At 63.4% G+C, this 18,212-nt stretch carries 18 protein-coding genes; 7 read left to right on the top strand and 11 right to left on the bottom strand.

From position 1 onward, the window contains the following. Genes STHERM_RS02200 through STHERM_RS02170 form a run of 7 tightly spaced genes read right to left on the bottom strand, consistent with a single transcriptional unit; the run spans window position 1 to window position 5,965 of the window. Entirely contained in the window at window positions 1–582 is a 582-nt protein-coding gene (locus STHERM_RS02200) for an Rnf-Nqr domain containing protein (RefSeq protein WP_013313258.1), read from the bottom strand. Further along, complete coding sequence (locus STHERM_RS02195; RefSeq protein WP_013313257.1) at window positions 572–1,180, bottom strand: Rnf-Nqr domain containing protein; 609 nt, start codon at window positions 1,178–1,180, stop codon at window positions 572–574. The genes STHERM_RS02200 and STHERM_RS02195 overlap by 11 nt, the downstream gene beginning before the upstream one ends. Next, window positions 1,181–1,687 (bottom strand): hypothetical protein, encoded by a 507-nt coding sequence (locus STHERM_RS02190; RefSeq protein ID WP_013313256.1) that lies wholly within the window; start codon window positions 1,685–1,687, stop codon window positions 1,181–1,183. It lies immediately after the preceding gene. Then, window positions 1,684–2,715, bottom strand: a complete 1,032-nt coding sequence (locus STHERM_RS02185; protein WP_013313255.1) for an RnfABCDGE type electron transport complex subunit D — start codon at window positions 2,713–2,715, stop codon at window positions 1,684–1,686. The genes STHERM_RS02190 and STHERM_RS02185 overlap by 4 nt, the downstream gene beginning before the upstream one ends. Beyond that, a complete protein-coding gene (locus tag STHERM_RS02180) occupies window positions 2,702–4,024 on the bottom strand; it encodes an NADH dehydrogenase (protein WP_013313254.1) in 1,323 nt (440 codons plus the stop codon). The genes STHERM_RS02185 and STHERM_RS02180 overlap by 14 nt, the downstream gene beginning before the upstream one ends. Then, window positions 4,021–5,481 (bottom strand): hypothetical protein, encoded by a 1,461-nt coding sequence (locus STHERM_RS02175; protein ID WP_013313253.1) that lies wholly within the window; start codon window positions 5,479–5,481, stop codon window positions 4,021–4,023. Before STHERM_RS02175 ends, STHERM_RS02180 begins: the two co-directional genes overlap by 4 nt. A gap of 10 nt (window positions 5,482–5,491) precedes the next feature. Beyond that, window positions 5,492–5,965 carry a divergent PAP2 family protein gene (locus STHERM_RS02170; RefSeq protein WP_013313252.1) on the bottom strand — a complete coding sequence of 158 codons (474 nt, stop codon included), beginning with the start codon at window positions 5,963–5,965 and terminating at the stop codon, window positions 5,492–5,494. Between the two features lie 118 nt (window positions 5,966–6,083). On the opposite strand from STHERM_RS02170, the gene STHERM_RS02165 reads away from it, so the two are divergent. The 7 genes from STHERM_RS02165 to STHERM_RS02135 all read left to right on the top strand — a co-directional run bounded on the left by STHERM_RS02165 (window position 6,084) and on the right by STHERM_RS02135 (window position 13,231). After that, window positions 6,084–6,986 (top strand): RluA family pseudouridine synthase, encoded by a 903-nt coding sequence (locus tag STHERM_RS02165; RefSeq protein ID WP_013313251.1) that lies wholly within the window; start codon window positions 6,084–6,086, stop codon window positions 6,984–6,986. Window positions 6,987–7,038: 52 nt separating this feature from the next. Next, complete coding sequence (locus STHERM_RS02160; RefSeq protein ID WP_013313250.1) at window positions 7,039–7,911, top strand: hypothetical protein; 873 nt, start codon at window positions 7,039–7,041, stop codon at window positions 7,909–7,911. A gap of 37 nt (window positions 7,912–7,948) precedes the next feature. Further along, window positions 7,949–9,175: a tetratricopeptide repeat protein gene (locus tag STHERM_RS02155; protein WP_013313249.1), complete on the top strand. Its 1,227-nt coding sequence runs from the start codon at window positions 7,949–7,951 to the stop codon at window positions 9,173–9,175. Window positions 9,176–9,301: 126 nt separating this feature from the next. Next, window positions 9,302–10,582 carry a tagaturonate epimerase family protein gene (locus tag STHERM_RS02150; RefSeq protein WP_013313248.1) on the top strand — a complete coding sequence of 427 codons (1,281 nt, stop codon included), beginning with the start codon at window positions 9,302–9,304 and terminating at the stop codon, window positions 10,580–10,582. Then, window positions 10,579–11,454 (top strand): sugar phosphate isomerase/epimerase family protein, encoded by an 876-nt coding sequence (locus tag STHERM_RS02145; protein ID WP_013313247.1) that lies wholly within the window; start codon window positions 10,579–10,581, stop codon window positions 11,452–11,454. The genes STHERM_RS02150 and STHERM_RS02145 overlap by 4 nt, the downstream gene beginning before the upstream one ends. Next, a complete protein-coding gene (locus tag STHERM_RS02140; RefSeq protein ID WP_013313246.1) occupies window positions 11,451–12,131 on the top strand; it encodes a bifunctional 4-hydroxy-2-oxoglutarate aldolase/2-dehydro-3-deoxy-phosphogluconate aldolase in 681 nt (226 codons plus the stop codon). Before STHERM_RS02145 ends, STHERM_RS02140 begins: the two co-directional genes overlap by 4 nt. Next, window positions 12,131–13,231 (top strand): sugar kinase, encoded by a 1,101-nt coding sequence (locus STHERM_RS02135; RefSeq protein WP_013313245.1) that lies wholly within the window; start codon window positions 12,131–12,133, stop codon window positions 13,229–13,231. The genes STHERM_RS02140 and STHERM_RS02135 overlap by 1 nt, the downstream gene beginning before the upstream one ends. Window positions 13,232–13,337: 106 nt before the next feature. Here STHERM_RS02135 and STHERM_RS02130 read toward each other — a convergent pair whose 3' ends face one another. The 4 genes from STHERM_RS02130 to STHERM_RS02115 form a co-directional block, all read right to left on the bottom strand. Further along, window positions 13,338–14,726 (bottom strand): glycoside hydrolase family 28 protein, encoded by a 1,389-nt coding sequence (locus STHERM_RS02130; RefSeq protein WP_013313244.1) that lies wholly within the window; start codon window positions 14,724–14,726, stop codon window positions 13,338–13,340. Window positions 14,727–14,805: 79 nt separating this feature from the next. Then, the gene (locus tag STHERM_RS02125; RefSeq protein ID WP_013313243.1) at window positions 14,806–16,239 is read right to left on the bottom strand and encodes an extracellular solute-binding protein; all 1,434 of its coding nucleotides are present in this window, start codon (window positions 16,237–16,239) and stop codon (window positions 14,806–14,808) included. 54 nt (window positions 16,240–16,293) lie between these two features. Then, window positions 16,294–17,166: a carbohydrate ABC transporter permease gene (locus STHERM_RS02120; RefSeq protein WP_013313242.1), complete on the bottom strand. Its 873-nt coding sequence runs from the start codon at window positions 17,164–17,166 to the stop codon at window positions 16,294–16,296. Between the two features lie 21 nt (window positions 17,167–17,187). Beyond that, window positions 17,188–18,126, bottom strand: a complete 939-nt coding sequence (locus tag STHERM_RS02115; protein WP_013313241.1) for an ABC transporter permease — start codon at window positions 18,124–18,126, stop codon at window positions 17,188–17,190. Window positions 18,127–18,212: the final 86 nt, after the last annotated feature.

Below are 18,212 nucleotides of genomic sequence, written 5' to 3'. Positions count from 1 at the left end.
CTATACGAACAGGGGGTACAGGGCGTACCCCGTCACCTCGACCACCAAGGCAACGAGGCCCGCACAGACCGTCCGCACCGGAAGCCCCCTGAGCGGCCCGGGCACCTCCGGCCCCTCCACCCGGTGGAGGATCCCCACGAAGAAGAGGAGCCCTGCGGTGAACCCCACACCCGCCCAGAGGAGCCCCCAGAGCGACCAGCCGAGCGACCCCTCGCCCTCGAGCACCACGAGCACCCCGCCCAGCACCAGCGCCACGAGATCGCCCCGCCTCACCAGCTCGAGCCACCGACCGTCCTCTCCCGGCGCGACCCGCCGGAGGAGCAGGAAGAGGAGGACGAGCACGCCTCCGAACCCGAGGAGGAACCCCATGAACCTGAAGGCCCGCACATCCAGGACCGAGAGGACCCACCGCTCGAGGACGTACTGGTAGAGCCCGGCGAGGAGCAGGAGACCCGTCACCACCCCGCCCAGGAAGAGCGCATCCCTCACACGGGAGACACCCGAGAACAGGAGTGAGAGCCCCAGGAAGAAGGCGAACGCGAGGTGTGAAGGTCCGAGATAGAGGAGCGCATCAGCGGGCATCACCATCCCTCCCTGCGAGCCGCACCAGGGCGGCGAGGTAACCGAAGACGAAGAAGGCGCCCGCAGGGGCCACCGCCGCCCGCAGGGGCAGGTCCCCGAGCCCCGGCACCACCAAGGCCGCATCGGCGAAGGGCACCAGGCTGAGAGCACCGTAGCCCAGGAGCTCCCTCACGAAGGCCATCACCACCACGGCCGCCGCATACCCCCCGCCCACACGCATCGCCATCCGGAACGTGCGCTTGGGACGATAGGAGAGACCGTAGGCCACCCCGTAGCCCCACACGAGCGAACCCACCACCAGGACCGGCAGGTACAACCCGAGCACCCTGAGCACCTCCGGTGCCCAGGCCCTGAAACCGAGCTCCATGAGACTCACCGTGGTTCCCCCCACGATGAAGAAGACCGCGAGCTGCATCTCGCGGTTGCGCAGGTACTCCCTGAACGAGGAGAAGAGGAGCGAGAGGAAGAGGAGCAGGCCCCAGGCCACGAGTCCGAGGAGGAGACCGTAACCGAACCTCGTGGTGAGTGCGAGCGCCGGGGCGAGCCCGCACCCTGCGACCAGGAGGATGTTGCCGTGAAAGAAACCCGCCCTTTCCATCTAGAGGAGACCTCCTTCCTCGAGGAGCGATCGTCCGAGGCGCACCGCCTCCTCCACCTTCCGGAGCAGGAGAGGATCGACCCCTTTCACCTCGTGCCACAGACGACGGGCACTCCGATCCAGGAGGAGCCGCCTGAGACGATCCGTATCGTACGGATCGTCCCCTCCCGCCTCGAGCCCGTAGGGGAACCGCACATCCACGACCGCGCCCGTTCCATCATAGAGCACCACCACGAGGCCCGCCTCGCGCCACAACACCGGAAGCGACACAGCCCACACCGCCTCCCCATCGCCCGAAACCCGATACACGCTCCCTGCGGAAAGAGGAAGCCCCATCTCCTCCACCTGCAGCCCCTCCCCGCCGAGCACGAGACGCACCCCTCCCGCATCCCGGTCCTCCAGCCTCCCACCCAGGAAGACATAGCCGCTCCCTATCAGCGCGAGCGTCGAGAGGAAGAAAAGCACCACCAGCCCCACATCGAAGCGTTGATCGAGCACGTGCCTCATGCGCGCCCTCCCACACGGGCTACGGAAAGGTGATCCACGAGCGGGACCGTGAGGTTGAGCACCGCGGCGCAAAGGAGCCCGGGATAGGGGAAGACCCCACCCAGGGCGAAGAACCCGGCCAGGAGACCTCCCGCAACCGCATACCAGGGGAGGAGTCCCGCCCTGGAAGGCCGGGAGACCTCATCGGGAATGAGGAAGAACGCGGCGAGCACCACATCGGTCGCCCCCAGATAGAAGAGCACGTCGGCCCCTCCCTCCGGCCCCCTCCCCGCGACGAAGACGAGGAGGGTGTAGGCCCCCAGGAAGAGGAAGGGGAGGTCCACCCGCACCACCTCCTCGTACACGAGGAACAGGGCACCGAGGAAGACGAAGAGCCCCATCTGCGCCCCCACCGCACCCGGCACGTTCCCCAATGCGAGATCCACGTATCCGTCGGGAAGGTACGAACGAAGGGGCACGAAGATCACATCGTTGAGCACACCCGTGACCCGCACGTCGATCGCGCTCGGGGTGAGACCCACCACCTGGAGGATGCTCCCCCCCCTGAGCCCCGAGAGGAGACGCTTTGCTTCGACGAAGAGCGGGAGTCCCTGCACCCTATCCCCGAAGAGCGGCGGAAGATAGCTTCCCGCATCGAAGGGAAAGGAGACCACGGCGAAGAGCACGGCCGCCACCGCGGGGTGGAACCAGGCGCGAGCAGGGCCGCCGAAGGTCCAGCGCGCCACCACCTGACCGAAGACCGCGGCGAGGAACCCGGCAACGGGATGGAGTCCGGGAGGCAGGAAGAGCCCCACGAGGAGCCCGAGCCCCACCGCATCCCACGAGGGCCGTGCCTTCCGGGAGAGGAGCTGCGCCATGAGGAGGTCCGCACCGAGGCTCCCCACCACCGTAGACGCGGTCGTCAGGAGCCCCTCCGGACCGAAGAGCACCGCCATACCCCCCACCACCGGGAGCAGGGCGAGCACCTTCTTCCGCTCATAGACCTGCCTGGAACCCAGGACGAGGCGCCCACCGTCAACCCTCTCCATGACCTTCCCTCTCCTTCTCGAGATAGTCCCTGAACCGGTCGGCGAGGGGAATGGCCGAGGGACAGACGAAACTGCAGAGGTTGCAGCCTATACACCCCTCGATCGCCCCTCCGGTGAGGAGCCGCCCGTCCCCCCTTCCGAGGGCCTCGTGGAGGAGCCAGGGCTCGAGCCCCCTCGGACAGACCTGGGCACATCGGCTGCAGTGGATGCACGGTTCCTCCCCCCCCGTCGCCCCTCTCCCGAGGAGCGTCACCACATCCACGCCGGGAAGCAGCGGTGCCCCGAGCCATGAGACCTCCCTGCCGGAGAGAGGTCCTCCCAGGAAGACCCTCGGATCCGCATCGGGACCGAGCATCGTCCCCTCCTGGGAGAGGAGATCGAATACGGGCATACCCAGCCGGACCTTCACGAGGACGGGGCGCTGCACCGCATCCCCGCCCACCAGGACCACCTGTTCGAGCACAGGCCTCCCCCCGACGACCGCATCCCTCACCGCGAGGAGAGTGGAGGGTTCTGCGATCACGAATCCCTCGTCCACGGGAAGCCTGCCCCAGGTGAGACGGGCCCCTCCCACCAGCTCGAGGAGCATCTCGTCCGAGGTGAAGGGATACCGTCTCGCGACATGGTGGACCCGCACGGGGATACCCGGATCCCCCAGGTCCCTCACGAGGAGGCGGGAGATCGTCCGTTCCTCTTCGGGAACGACCAGATGCACCTCCTTGGGCATCACGGTGCGCACGAGGATGCGGAGCCCCTCGGCCACGGCCTCGCGCCGGAGATCGAGGAGCAGCTCCTCGGTATACCGCCACGGCTCCGCAGAGAAACAGGCGCAGACCAAGGCCTCGGCCTTACGCCCCGGCGGCGGGAGGAACCTCCCGATCGGAAGGGGGACGTTCCCGTGCCGGATCACCCCCGACGAGAAGAGCCGCTTCCAGAGCTTCTCCGGCGTCATGTCCGCCCAGTCGGAGGTCCGGACCTTCGCGCGACGCTCGAAGGTCCCGGCGAGATCCAAGATCACGGCCTCCCGTTCACCCTCCGGGAGGGAGACAGGGACGATGTCCCGCACCCTCCCCGGCACCGAGGAGTAGAGGGGCGCCCCCATGACGCTCGCCGGTTTCGCGAGCAACTGCCCCTCCTTCACCTCGTCGCCCGGCTTCACCACAGGATGGGAAGCCTCCATCATTCCCCATGCGAGGGGGATCACCACCACCTTGGGAAGGGATGCGTTCACCACCCGACGATCCACCGTCTGTACATAGGAACGGAACTCCAGACCGCCTCTCATGCGGCCGGCAAGGAGCGACCTCATGCGACCTGCCTCCCCTCCTTCCGGATGGCTGCTCTCATACCATACCTGGTTTCAAAAGTCAAACCCGCCCCCCTCTTGAGAACCTCGGGCAGCAGCAGAAGCAGAAGGACGAGGAGTCCCGCCGCCTGCACAGGCCAACGCCACTGCACCCTCGTCGGAGAACCCACGAAGGAGGTCTCCACACCGGCCTGAAGGAACAACCGCTCGATCCTGTGTGGAGGGAGATCCTCCACCCTGCGGAACCAGGCCTCGTCGAACCTGAGGACCACCTCATCCTCCCTCACCACCTCGTCGCCCTCTATCCGTAAACGGGGGAGGATCACCGCATCTCCCCTCATGGGCATCTCGAACGGCACGTTGAACAGGAAGCCCTCCTGGAAGGCCCGGTGTGCGAGGTACCCGCCGGCCCCCTGCCACCACGGCCCCTCCCCGGGAAGGGGGATCCGGACTTCGCCTCCCGCGAGCCCCGCCCCGGCAGCGACCGTGGCGCATACCAGGAGGAAGAGCCCCCATCCCCAGCGGGAAAGGCTTCTGCCGGCGTCGGTGCGGGTGCGTCTTCTGAGGGGCACCGGACGAAAGACCCGGTGTGAGAGCCGGCTCCGCCACCACGTGAAGTAGGCGACCATCATCCCCACCACTCCGCACTCCACCAGCAGGGCCGCCGCCACCTCCCAGCTCCCGAGGAAGACCGCCCATCCCACCACCACCGTGAGATGGATCACTCCCCACCACACGACCCCGCCCCACTCCTCCCACCTCCATCCCCACAGGACCCCTCTCTCCAACATCTCGGCAACCGGCGGCAGGAGGAGCAGAAAACTCACCATCCCTGAGGCGGCGGCGGGCACCATCCCCACCCCCCCGGTCCCCACCGACACCACCCAGCCCACCCCGCCCGCCACGGCCCACACACCCCATCTCCCCCAGGCCCACCACACAAGGAGCCCCAGGAACACCCCGGCGAGGAAGAGCCTCACCGGCCACCCCTGCCCCATGAGCACCACCTTTCCGGGAAAGGCCCGGAGCACCGGGAGGACCTCGAAGAGGAACCAGAGGGCGCCGTGTCGTTGCGGCACGTAGAGGAGGGAGACGACCTCTTCACCCACCCTCCCCTCGAACATCGAAGGCAACCATGAGAGGTAGGGATCGTACCTCGGATCGGCCGGATCGAGTCTCGAAGGGAGATCCCTGAGCCTGTACCGCCCCAGCTCCCGTCCCTCCCACAGCTCCACCTCCTGGCTCCCCTCCCACACCACCGGCCCCAGGCCCCTCCTCTCGAGCGCCTCCACCACCACCTCCGGAGCCACGCTCTCTCGTATCCCCAGCACCTGGACCCCCTCCCAGCCGCCCGACCCGCCCGACAGGAAGATCATGAGCACGAGGGCCCCCACGAAGAGCACGCCCCCTCCGACCCCACTCCAGTACGCACGTACCTCCTGCACCTCCCTCCTGGGCACCGGATCCCTCCTACGAGAGAAGACTCACCACCAGGGCGATGGAGAAACCGAGGACCATACCAACCCCCACCTCAGGGAAGGTGTGGCCGTGGGTCACCTCCTTCACCGGCGTGAACTCCACCCCCAGCCTCTCCTGCACGCCCTCACCGAGACGATTGAGGACCTGTGCCTGCTGACCCGCCGCCTTCCGCACCCCCACCGCATCCCTTATGATGATGGCGGCGTAGAAGACGCTCAGGAAGAAGAGCGAGGAATCAGCCCCATCATGAAACCCGATCGAAGTCGCGAGGGCGGTCACCAGCGCCGAATGGCTCGAGGGCATCCCACCCGTCTTCCAGAGGACCACAGGGAGCAGGGGAGAGGCGAGCCTCCGCCTCCGCTTCAACGCCTCCACCAGGAGCTTGATCACCTGCGCACAGAACCAACTCAAGAAACCGGACAGGAACACCGGATGAGAGAGCACGCGAACGAGACCGTTTCCCATCGTACCTACTTCCTTATGATGGTGTAGTGAATAGTCTCTTATTAGTGGGGGGATTTGTCAAGAGAAGACAGGTCCCCTCTCCTTGACACGCAGGTGAGCCGCCGTATACCCATGGGACATGGAAGACTACCAGGTCTTCGAGTCAGGACCGGACGACCACGGGAAGCGGCTCGATCGTATCGTCCGCACGCTCCTCTCCCACATCCCCCTCTCGCGGGTCTTCAGGGCCCTCCGAACCGGGGAGATACTCCTCGAGGGGAAACGCGTCCCCCCTTCCACACGGGTCTCGAGAGGAGCTCGCATTCACATCCACCGTTCCCTCCTCCCCGAGCGGGAACCTCGGCAGAAGTGGGAACCCCGCGCACTTCCCATCCTCCTGGAAACCGATCACCTCCTCATCCTCAACAAACCACCCGGCGCCGTGGTCCACGGCCCCGGATCCCTCACCGATCAGGTACGGTCCTACCTGAAAGACCGCATCCCCCCCTCGCTCGCCTTCACCCCCTCCCCCCTCCACAGGCTCGACAGGCTCACCTCGGGAATCCTCGTCTTCTCCCGCAGCATCCACGGCGCGCGATGGTTCACCCGGGCCCTCAGGGAAGGCGGGATCGAGAAGACCTACCTCGCCCTTCTGGAGGGAACCCTTGCCGAACCCGCCAGATGGGAGGATCTCCTCACCCGGGAGGGACGGCGGAGCAGGCCTTCACCCCACGGGAGGCCCGCACTCACCGACGTGCGCCCCCTCCTCGCTGCCCCCACAGCCACCCTCGCCCTCTGCATCATCCACACCGGGCGGATGCATCAGATACGCGTCCAGGCGGCCCTCCGCGGGCACCCCCTTCTCGGCGACACCGCCTATGGAAGCACCCGGCGCATCCGTCCCGTACTCCATGCCTGGAGGCTCAGACCCCTCTCTCCCTCCCCCCTCTTCCCTGCGGATGGGCTACAGGCCCCCCTCCCGGACGAGAGCGAGACCATCCTCTCCCGCATCCTCCCCGGATGGGAGGATGCCCTCCCCTGAGGTGGGTGACGACAGTATTGCCCCCCCACCATCCCTCGGGTAGAATCCCACCATGAGGTCACTCTTCCGCAATCTCGGATGGATCTTCAAGGGCGTGAAAGTCTACGCCCTCATCGGGAAGAGCGGTACGGGAAAGAGCTTCCGCGCCCGCCTCGTGGCGGACAAGTACGGTATTCCCCTCATCGTGGACGACGGACTCCTCATCAAGGGGGAAAAGATCCTCGCAGGTGAGTCCGCAAAAAAGGAGACGACATACCTGGGTGCGGTCAAGGTGGCCCTCTTCCAGAAGGAATCGCACAGGAGGGCCGTCATCCAGGCCCTCAGGAAAGAGGAGTTCAACAAGATCCTCATCCTCGCCACCTCGAAGAAGATGGCCGACAAGATCGCACGCACCCTCGACCTCCCGCCTGTCCACAAGTACATCACCATCGAGGAGGTGGCCACCCCCGAAGAGATAGAGATCGCGCGACACTACCGGAGGACCCAGGGCAAGCACGTGATCCCCGTACCCTCCCTGGAGGTGAAGCGGACCTACCCCCAGATCCTCGCGGATTCCCTGAGGCTCATCATCAAGCGCGGTTTCGGATTCTTCAAGAAGGAGCAGGTGGTGGAAAAGGCGGTGGTGAGGCCCACTTTTGCCCAGAAGGGCACGGTCACCATCTCCGAGAGCGCCCTCACCGAGCTCATCCTCCACTGCCTCGCCGAGTACGATCCCGACCTCCGGCTCCTCAGGGCTCAGATCACCACCGAGGGGGGGGCCTACCACATCACCATCTACCTCTCCGTGCCCTTCGGCAAGGAACTGGCCTCCCCGCTCCACGAGCTCCACCGCTACATCATCACCAACCTCGAGCGGTATACCGGCATAATAGTGGAAGAATTGCACATGGTTGTCGATAAGATAACGAAACCCGTCGAGGGATAGGAAAAACGATTTGACACCCGCTCGAGGAGGGCTTACTATGAAAGGGGAGGTCACGATGAAGCGCTATGCGGTCCTCTTCATGCTCGTCACAGGGGCGATGACGCTGATCGATGCCCAAGAAACCGCCCCCACCGAGGCGCTCACCGAGTACTCGAGCGAACACTACCTCGTACGTACCGACACCCCGGAGGAGCGTGCGCAGTCCCTCGCCTCGAGGATGGAGGCCGCATTCCACCTCTTCAACCGCTACTACCGGTTCGATCCCGAGGCCCTTCCCGCCCCCCTCACCGTGAGGATCTTCTCCTCCAAGGCGGACTACGACGCCTACCTCCGAAAGAAGACCGGCACCACCCGAGAGAGCTTCATCTACCTCCACTACCAGAATCCGGCAAAGCGGGAACTGGTCGGGTACCTCCTCGATGACGAGACCGAACTGAACCGTCAGCTCCTTCACCAGGGATCCATCCAGTTCCTCAGGGCCTTCGTGAACAACCCGCCCCTCTGGCTTCAGGAGGGGATGGCCGTGTTCTTCGAGGCCTGCGAGTACGATCCCGAGACGTCCTCCATGATCTACCGGGAGAACCTCACCTGGCTCGACCCCCTGAGGACGCTCGCCTCCCAGACGGGAGGGCTCATCCCCCTCTCAGAGTTCCTCCACATGGACCTCGAGGCCGCCTCCCGGAACCTCGAGCTCTACTACCCGCAGGCCTGGGGCTTCGTGTCGTTCCTGGTCTACGAGTGGGACAAGGAGTACAACCGCATCCTCTGGGACACGATCCGACTTCTCTCCCCCTCGGCCACCTACGAGGAGAATCTCGAGACCCTCGATGCACGGGTCTTCTCCTGGTACGACATCGATCAGATGAAGGACCGTCTCCTCAGCTATCTCGAGGGGAAGAAGTCGTTCAGGGTCCTCCTCGAGGAGGGGATCGAGGCCTACCGGTCGGGCGACCTCCAGAAGGCCGAAGAGGCCTTCACGCGGGCCTCGAAGCTGGATCCCGACCACTATGCGCCCTACTACTACCTCGGTCTCATCGCCTACACCCGTGGTACCCACTCGCTCGCCGAATACTACTACACCACGGCCCTCGAACGGGGAGCGGAGGAGGCCGCCACCACCTATGCCCTCGGCCTCAACGCGTTCGCGGCCGACCGGATGGAGGAAGCGCGGACCTATCTCGTGAAAGCGCAGACCCTCGCTCCCGACAAGTACGGAGAGAAGGTGCAGGCGCTCCTCGAGCGGATGGGATCGGAGGGGATGTAGCCGTCCGAACTCTACGGGCACCCATCTCAAGCAATGATCTCTTTATGTAGAAAAGAAATTTCTTCATATTGCGCTCAAGGGGTTTTTTCCATAAACTAGGGGGTAGACACCTTATGAGGAGGCAGTATGGCTACCCCCGGTTCCCTTTCGTTCCCCCGGTATTCGATCGGCACGGGAGACCGCTTCGGCCACGAGGCCGAGGCCCAGCTTCGTGCGGTCATCGAGGCTGGACGCCTCGGCAGAGCATTGGGTATCGTGTGGAACAAGTCGTACCGTGAGCACACCATCATAGGCTCCCGCCCCGAGGACGTCAGACGTATGGCGGACAGGGCCGTCTCCTCCCTGGGATGGGAGGGACCATACTTCGTGGATGCGGATCACATCACCACGAAGACCGTGGACCTCTTCCTGGATTCGGCGGACTTCTTCACCATCGACGTGGCCGAGGCCATAGGAAAGGGAGAGGTCAGCCCTCAGGAGGAAGAGGACCTGCTCGCCTCACTCGGCGACCTGCTGAACCGCGAGCTCGCCATCCCGGGGCTCTCCAGCCCGCTTGCGATCTCGGAGGAGACGGCGCGTGGAACCATCCGCGCCTACTGGCCCGCGGTTCGCGAGGCGGCCCGGATCTACCGGAGGATCGAGCAGGGGGCCTCCCGCCCCTTCGTGGTGGAAGTCTCCATGGACGAGACCGACGAGCCCCAGCGCCCACCCGAACTCCTGCTCATCCTGGCGATGATACGGAAGGCCGGGATCCCGGCCCGTACCATAGCCCCCAAGTTTTCGGGCGCCTTCTACAAGGGGGTGGACTACGTGGGCGATCCACACACCTTTGCCCGTGAGTTCGAAGACGATCTCTGCGTGGTGAGGTACGCCCGGGAGCAATTCGCTCTCCCCGAGGGACTCAAGCTCAGTGTGCACTCCGGAAGCGACAAATTCTCCCTCTACCCCCTCGTCAGGGAGATCCTCTCACGTCATCCCCAGGAAGGAGTCCACCTCAAGACCGCAGGCACCACCTGGCTCGAAGAGGTCGCGGGGCTCGCAGAGGCGGGAGGAGAGGCCCTCGCGCTCGCAAAGGAGATCGCCCTCACCTGCTATTCCATGATCGAGGAACTGTGCGCCCCGTACGCCGCGGTGATCGACATCGATCCCGAAAGGCTTCCCTCCCCCGGTGAGATCGAGGAGTGGTCGTCCGGCAGGTTCGTGGAGGCGCTCGAACACGATCCTTCGAACCCCTCCTACAACCGCGATTTCAGGCAGCTCATCCACGTGGGATACAAGGTGGCCGCCCAGATGGGCGAGCGATTCCACCAGGCCCTCGAGGCACACCGGGAGGTGATAGCCGCGAGGGTCACCCGGAACCTCCTCGAACGGCACATCATCCCGCTCTTCCCGGGAGACATCCCATGAGGCAGGAACGACTCAACCTGGGGATCCGGCTCCACGACGTGGGAAGGGGCTCGCCCAGGGAACTGGCGGCACGCGCCTCACGGGCGGGATACTGCACCGTGCACCTCGCCCTGCACAAGGCCTTCGAGGGGTTTCCCCCCGAGCCTGGTCTCCTGAGTCCCGGGTTCGCCCGCTTCATCCGCCGCACCTTCGAAGAGTACGGTCTGGAGATCGCGGTGCTGGGGTGCTACATCAATCCCATCCACCCCGACCCCCGGGTGAGGGAGATACACATCCAGCGGTTCCTGGAGCACATCCGCTATGCGAGGGACTTCGGCTGCTCCATCGTGGCCACCGAGACAGGATCCAGGGCACCCGATTGTTCCTTCCACCCCGAGACGCGAAGCGAGGAGAGTTTCTCCCTCCTCCTCTCCACCGTGGGCAGGCTGGTGGAGGCCGCCGAGCGATACGGGGTACTGGTGGCCATCGAACCGGTGGCCGATGTCCACACCATCGATTCCGCCTCCAAGATGAAACGCCTTCTCGACATGGTCTCATCCGACCACCTCAAGGTGCTCTTTGACCCCGTGAACATCGTCCCTGCCGCGGAGTGGGAACGCCACGAGACGATCGTGTCCTCCGCCTTCGAGCTCCTCGGAGACGACGTGGTGGCCGTACATGTGAAAGACTTCGTGGTGGAAGAGGGGAAGAAGCGGGCCGTACCCCCCGGCCACGGGGTGATGGACTTCAGACGCCTCTTCAGGATGATCCTCGCCAAAAAACCCTACATACACATGTTGGCAGAGAACATTTCATCTGATATAATAGATCTCACATACGGGTTTCTGACGGAAGCGTTCGAAACCATCAGAACGGAGGATGTACCCCTATGATTCCCAGAAGAGAGATCTATCGTATCATGGTGGAAGAGGGACTCATTCCCGTCTTCTTCAACCCCGACCCTGAAGTGGCGAAGAAGATCGTGGATGCCTGCGCGAAGGGCGGGGCGCGCTGTATCGAGATGACCAACCGCGGTGAGAACGCGGTGGCCGTCTTCAGGGAGCTGGTGGCCTTCTGCCGGGAGCACCATCCGGATCTCATCCTCGGGGTGGGGTCGGTGGTCGACCCCTACACTGCCGGGATCTACATCGCCGAGGGCGCCAAGTTCGTGGTGGGGCCGGTCTTCGACAGGGAGATCGCCCTCCTGTGCAACAGCAGGAAGGTCCCCTACATCCCCGGGTGCGGGAGTGCCACGGAGATCCACGAGGCCGAGAAGTACGGAGCCGAGATCTGCAAGGTCTTCCCGGGGAAGGAAGTGGGAGGCCCGGGCTTCGTGAAATCCGTACTCGGCCCCTGCCCCTGGACCGAGATCATGCCCACCGGCGGGGTGGACACCACCGAGGAGTCCCTCAGGGCGTGGTTCGAAGCGGGGGTCGTGGCGGTGGGTATAGGCTCCAAGCTCATCACCAAGGAACGGGTGAAGCACGGGGACTTCGATGCCATCGCCGAGGACGTGAAGAGGGTGAAGGCCCTCATCGCAAAGATTCGAAGTGAACGAGGAGGAACGTGATGGAACCGATCGTCGTGAAACCGAAGGGATCGTGCATGTGGGATGCGGCGGCGCTGGGAGAGATCATGCTCAGGCTGGATCCGGGTGAGGGTCGTATCCGCACCGCCCGCACCTTCACCGTGTGGGAAGGTGGCGGGGAGTACAACGTGGTGCGGGGCCTTCGCCGGTGCTTCGGGCTCAAGACCACGGTCGTCACCGCCATCCCCGACAACGACCTGGGGTATCTCCTCGAGAGCCTCATCGGCGCGGGGGGGGTGGACTCCTCCCACTGCATCTGGCTCCCCTATGACGGGATCGGGAGACAGCACCGCCAGGCCCTCAACTTCACCGAGAGGGGATTCGGCATCAGAGGGGCGAAGGGAGTCTCGGACAGGGCCCACAGCGCCGCCTCGGCCCTCAAGCCCGGGGATGTGGACTGGAAGAAACTCTTCCAGGAGGAGGGAGTGAGGTGGTTCCACACAGGGGGCATCTTCGCCGCCCTCTCCGAGACCACTGCGGAACTCACCGTGGAGGCGGTGAAGGCCGCAAAGGAAGCGGGCACGGTGGTGAGCTACGACCTCAACTACCGCCCCTCCCTCTGGAAGTCCCGCGGCGGAGAGAAGGAGGCCCAGAGGATCAACAAGATGATCGTCCCCCATCTCGACGTGCTCATCGGAAACGAGGAGGACTTCATCGCGGCCCTCGGGTTCGAGGTGAAGGGGGTCGGCAAGGAAGTGGTGGGGCTCAATGTCGAGAGCTACAAAGAGATGGTGCAGGAAGTGGCGAAGACCTACCCCAACCTGAAGGCCATCGCCACCACCCTGCGGGAGGTGAAGACCGCCACCATCAACGGCTGGAGCGCCCTCCTCTACTATCAGGGACAATTCTACCATTCCATAGGCTGGGAGAACCTGGAAATCCTCGACAGAGTGGGAGGCGGGGACAGCTTTGCCTCTGGACTCATCTACGGATTCCTCGAGGGCTTCGATCCCCAGACGTGCGTGAACTACGGGGCGGCACACGGCGCCCTCGCCATGACCACGCCGGGCGACACCTCCATGGCCTCCAAGGCCGAGGTGGAGAAGATCGTCAAAGGTGGGTCGGCGCGTGTGGAACGCTGAAGCCTGTTCCGGATAATAAATGGAGGGGGAGCGCAGGCTTCCCCTCCATCGTCTATACTCGCAGCCCGACAGGCCGGGCTAGGGGGATCGCCCCGTCTCCATCCCCTCAATCGAGGCGGCGTACCGAACAAGAATCTTCCACCAGGAAGGCAGGCTCCTCCGCCCCTTCGATCCGTACACCCCTGAACTCCGCATCCTTGAGATACTTCCCTCGGAATCCTCCCCGACGCGTGGCGGTGGGGAAGAACGCCATGGCCGGTTCCCCCTCCTGGCCTTCCTCGTCCATGAACACCCGATAATCGCTCAGCACCAGCCCTTCTATGGGCCGCTCCGGGAGCCCGAGGAGGAATCCGGCCGAGGACTTCACCCCGGTGGCGAGCACCTGACTTATGGAGATGTTCCGTACCGCGGGCGTGGTCTCGTCCACGGGGAGGGGTAGGAGGGACGCGAGCCGGGAGACGATCTCCTCCTCCCCGGGATCTATCCCACACCGGTAGTAGAGGTTGACGACCAGGGGAACCAGCACGCGTTCCATGACGATCTGATGAATCATCACGTTCTCCACGAAGCCGCCCCTTCCCCTTCGGGACTTGATCCGTATCCCACGATCGGTGTCCTGGAAGATACACCCCGTGACCACCACGTTCCTCACTCCCCCCGCGATCTCCGAGCCGCACACGATCCCACCGTGGCCGCGGCGCATGATGCATCCCCGGATCACCACGTGCTCGGTGGGTCTGCCCACCCGCCTCCCGTCCTCGTCGATGCCCGACTTGAGGCCCAGACAGTCGTCCCCCACGTCGAACGTACAGTCCTCGATGCGCACGTTCCTGCTGGAATCCACATTGAGCCCGTCCGTGTTGGGAGCGTCGGGAGGGTTCTCGAAAGAGACGCCCCGTATCCACACCTCGTCGGAATAGAGGATGTGGGTATTCCAGAAGGCAGAGTTCCGCAGGACGATCCCCTCTATCACCACCCGCCGGGAATCCTTCACCTGGAGGAGGGGCGGTCTGAGGAAGTGGGATTCCCTCCCCCCTCCTCCGGAGGCCTTCGTGGACAGGTGGGCGTTCCTCCTCGCGATCTCCTCCACCGACGAGAAAGGAAAACGGGTGAGCCGCCCCTCCCGGTAGTCTCGATACATCCTCCACCAGGACGCTCCCTGGCCATCGATCACCCCTCCCCCGCTGATCCGTACGTCCTCGGCACCCTCCACGAAGAGCATGGGAGCATAGGCGTGGCACTCGACCCCTTCCCACCTCGTGAAGACCACAGGATAGCGGTCGGGGTCCTGGACGAAACGGATCCTCGCCCCCCGTGCCACTTCGAACTCGAGGTGTGAACAGAGCCGGAGGGGACCGACCAGGTAGTCCCCCGGCGGGACGTGGAGGCGCCCCCCTCCCGCCGCTTCTATCCTGGAGAGAGCCTCCCGGAAGGCGTCCGTGCTCTCCCTCAGACCGGTGGGATCGGCGCCGAGGGTCGTGACATCCACGTGCATCTGAACCTCCCTTCATTCGTCCTGTGGAGCAAAAAACGAGGTGCCCCGGAGGGCACCTCGACATGGATCGCTTCCGCCATCAGCCGTTGAGTTCCGCGAGGACCTCGTCGATGTGGAGTTCCTTCGCCTTCTGCTGGTACATCTTGAGCCCCTCGTCCACCGAGTACTCACCGGTCACGATCTTGGAGAAGATCTCCTGCTTGAGTGTCCTGATCTCACCCACGTATCTGGAGAAGAGGTCTCCACCCTCGGGAATCCCGAGCTGCACCGCATACGTGTTGTGGATATCCACCGAGAGCTTCATCTTCTCCTCGAACTCGATGGGCAAGGCCCAGTCGTTGAGGGTCAGGTGAGGATCGATGAAGGACTTTTGCATGGGAGTAGAAGGATTGGACGGCTGCGGGAGCATCTCGATCTTGTTCTCGCCCACGGTCTTGTAGTGCAGGCCTTCCACTCCGAAGGTCCAGAGCATCTGGCCCTTCCCCTTGTCCCACATGGTGCCGATGATCGCATCGAAGACCGCTTTGGGGTTCTTCGCGGCAGTGGTGATACCGAACACCGGGCCCACCCTGCTCACGTAGTGAGCACCCTTGATAGGTGGAACGGCGATGACTTCGGCGTTGGGATTCGACGATTTCGCGCTCGCATCCATCCTCGTGCCCCAGGTACCGGCCCAGTACTCCATGAAACCGGCCTGCCCCTCATAGATCTTGGTGCGGGCCGTGGAGGTCTTGTTGGTGAAGAACTCCCTGTCCAGGAGCCCCTCGGAGTAGAGCTGCTGGAAGCGCTGGAGGGCGGCCTTCATCTCGGGCTGGGTGAAACCATCCACCCACTTGCCGTTCTTCTTCTGGAAATCGAAGTAGGCGCCCTGCATGATGAACCGGTTGTAGTAGTCGAACTCGTTCACGGGCACCTGGAACGGCAGCGTCATACCCACTGTGTCGTCCTGGCCATCGCCGTCGGGATCATTGAAGGTGAAGGCCTTCAATACGGTCACAAACTCGTCCCATGTGGTGGGCACTTTGAGCCCCAGCTTGTCGAGCCAGTCCTTGCGGATGTAACCCACGCACCCGCCGCCCTTGTAGGTGGGGAAGCCGTAGATGTGCCCGTCCTTGAGTCTGTAGGCCTCGTAGTACTGACTATCGATCGATTTCACCACCGGAGAGGCTTTGATGAAGTCCTCGAGGGGAACCAGCTTTCCCGATTTCGCATAAGGCACATAGTCGGCCGTCTGGATCTCGCAGATGTCGGGGAGATCGTTCGCCGCGAACATGGTACCGAGGATCTGAGAATACTGGTTGTGCGGGGGTTTGGTCACGTTGAGCTTTATGCCGAAAAGCTTCTCATACTCGGCAACCCACTGATCGAGCCCGTCCTCGGGCATGAGTATCCGGTCGAGGACGATGTCGATCTCCTTGATCTGCGCGGCTCCCGCCTGCTGCTCCGCCTGTGGTCCCGCCCATACGGTGGCGGCCACGAGCAGACACAGCGCTGCACACACGAGTTTTCTCATACTTCCCTCCTCATAGGTATGGTATATGTTCACCAGGGCAACGCCCCGGAATCATCATCCCTTCACCGCCCCGATGTTGATCCCCTTCACGAAGTACTTCTGTACGAAGGGATAGGCGATGAGCACGGGGATCATCGAGGCCACCACCACCGCATTCTTGAGGCTCTGCGTGGCGAAGGCGAACCCCTCGAATCCCTGGGTCTCCGACTCGATCACCACGTTTCGGAGGAACACCTGGAAGTTGTGCCACTGCGGCTTCGTGGGGAGGAAGAGGATGTACTCGAAGAACTGACTCCAGTACATCACGAGGTAGAAGAGACCGATCGCCGCGAGGCCCGGCTTCGACAAGGGGAGCACGATCCGCCAAAACACCGTGAAGGGCTTACAGCCGTCGATCTCCGCGGCCTCCATGATGCTCGTGGGAATGGTCTTGAAGAAGTTGCGGAGCAACAACAGGTAGTACGCATCCACGCACCGGGAGAGGATCACCGCCCACACGTTGTTGAGGAGCCCTATGTCCCTCACCACCAGGAAGAGCGGGATCATCCCGGCCCTGAAGACCATGGTGATCAGGGCCACCATGAGGAAAAACCCCTTGCCCGGCAGGTTGTCCTGGGCCAGGGCGTAGGCGAAGAGGGCGGTGGTCATGAGGGCGATGATGGTGCCCAGAGTGGTGGTGTAGAGGCTCACCAGGAACGGGCGATAGAGCGCAGGTCTCGAGAGCAGGTTCCTGTAGGCGTCCAGGGTGAACTTCTCCGGAAGGAATCGAAAGATCGTCTCCGCCGCTCGTGCGTCCACGGAGTCCACGAAGACCTTGAGCAGGGGGATGACGATGAGCATCACGATGAAGAGGAGGAAGAGGGTGTTGACTATCACGAACACCGTTCTGGGAAGATTGGCTCTGTTGAACCGTTGTACAAGTGTCATGCTTCATCCTCCATATGTAGATCACACCACGGCTTCGCCACGGATCCGCTTCACGATCCAGTTCGAGGCCATCACCAGGGCAAATGCGATCAGCGACCTGAAGAGCCCCACCGCGGTGGCGTACCCGTATCTGAACTCCACGATACCGGTCCTGTACACATAGGTCTGGAGCACGTCGGCCACGCTGTACACCAGGGGGTTGTACATGACCAGGACCGACTCGAAGAGATTGAAGATCTTCGAGAGGTTCATCACCAGGACGATGACGATCACAGGGACAAGGCTCGGAAGTGTGATGTGGATGGCCTGGCGGATGCGACCCGCACCGTCGATCCACGCCGCCTCATAGAGCTGTGGATCGACACCGGAGAGGGCCGCGAGGTAGACGACGCTGGCCCACCCCACCTCTCTCCAGGCGAGGGCGAAGAGATATACTCGCCGCCACCACACCGGATCACCAAAGAAATAGATGGGCTCCCCTCCCAGCTTCTGGACGAATGCGTTCACCATGCCGCCCTGCGAAAAGATGAGCACGAAGACCGAGGCCACCACCGGCCAGGAGAGGAAATGAGGGAGGTAGATGATGGTCTGCACCCCTCGCTTGAAGAGCTGATTGGTCACCTCGTTGAGGAGGAGCGAGATGATAATGGAAGCGGTCATCTGGATGACGATGTTCGCACTGCTCAGGATGAGGGTGTTCCAGAAGGCCCTCCTGAATCCCTCGCTCGCGAGGGCCGTCTTGAAGTGTTCGAGTCCGATGAACTCCCCCACTCCCCTCAGGTCGAATTCATAGAATGACCAACGCAAGCCCAACATGGGCAGGTAGTGGAAGACCACGAAGTAGAGGAAACCGGGGAGGAGGAAGAGATAGAACACTTTGTACTTTCGGATGTTCCTCTTCACCTCCGGGGGAAAGAGGGAGAATCCTTTTGCCGATCCTCCTGCGACATGTTCAGCCATGCGGGAACCTCCCAAACAGGATGTTGACACTCCACTCTCTTCATACACCAGTTCCCCATCCAGCGATGGGAATCCCTAATATCTAA

It is taken from the genome of Spirochaeta thermophila DSM 6192, from assembly GCF_000147075.1.
Classification (GTDB): domain Bacteria; phylum Spirochaetota; class Spirochaetia; order Winmispirales; family Winmispiraceae; genus Winmispira; species Winmispira thermophila_A.
The sequence above is the reverse complement of the archived record's forward strand: the minus strand, read 5'-3'. Positions and strand labels throughout refer to the sequence as shown.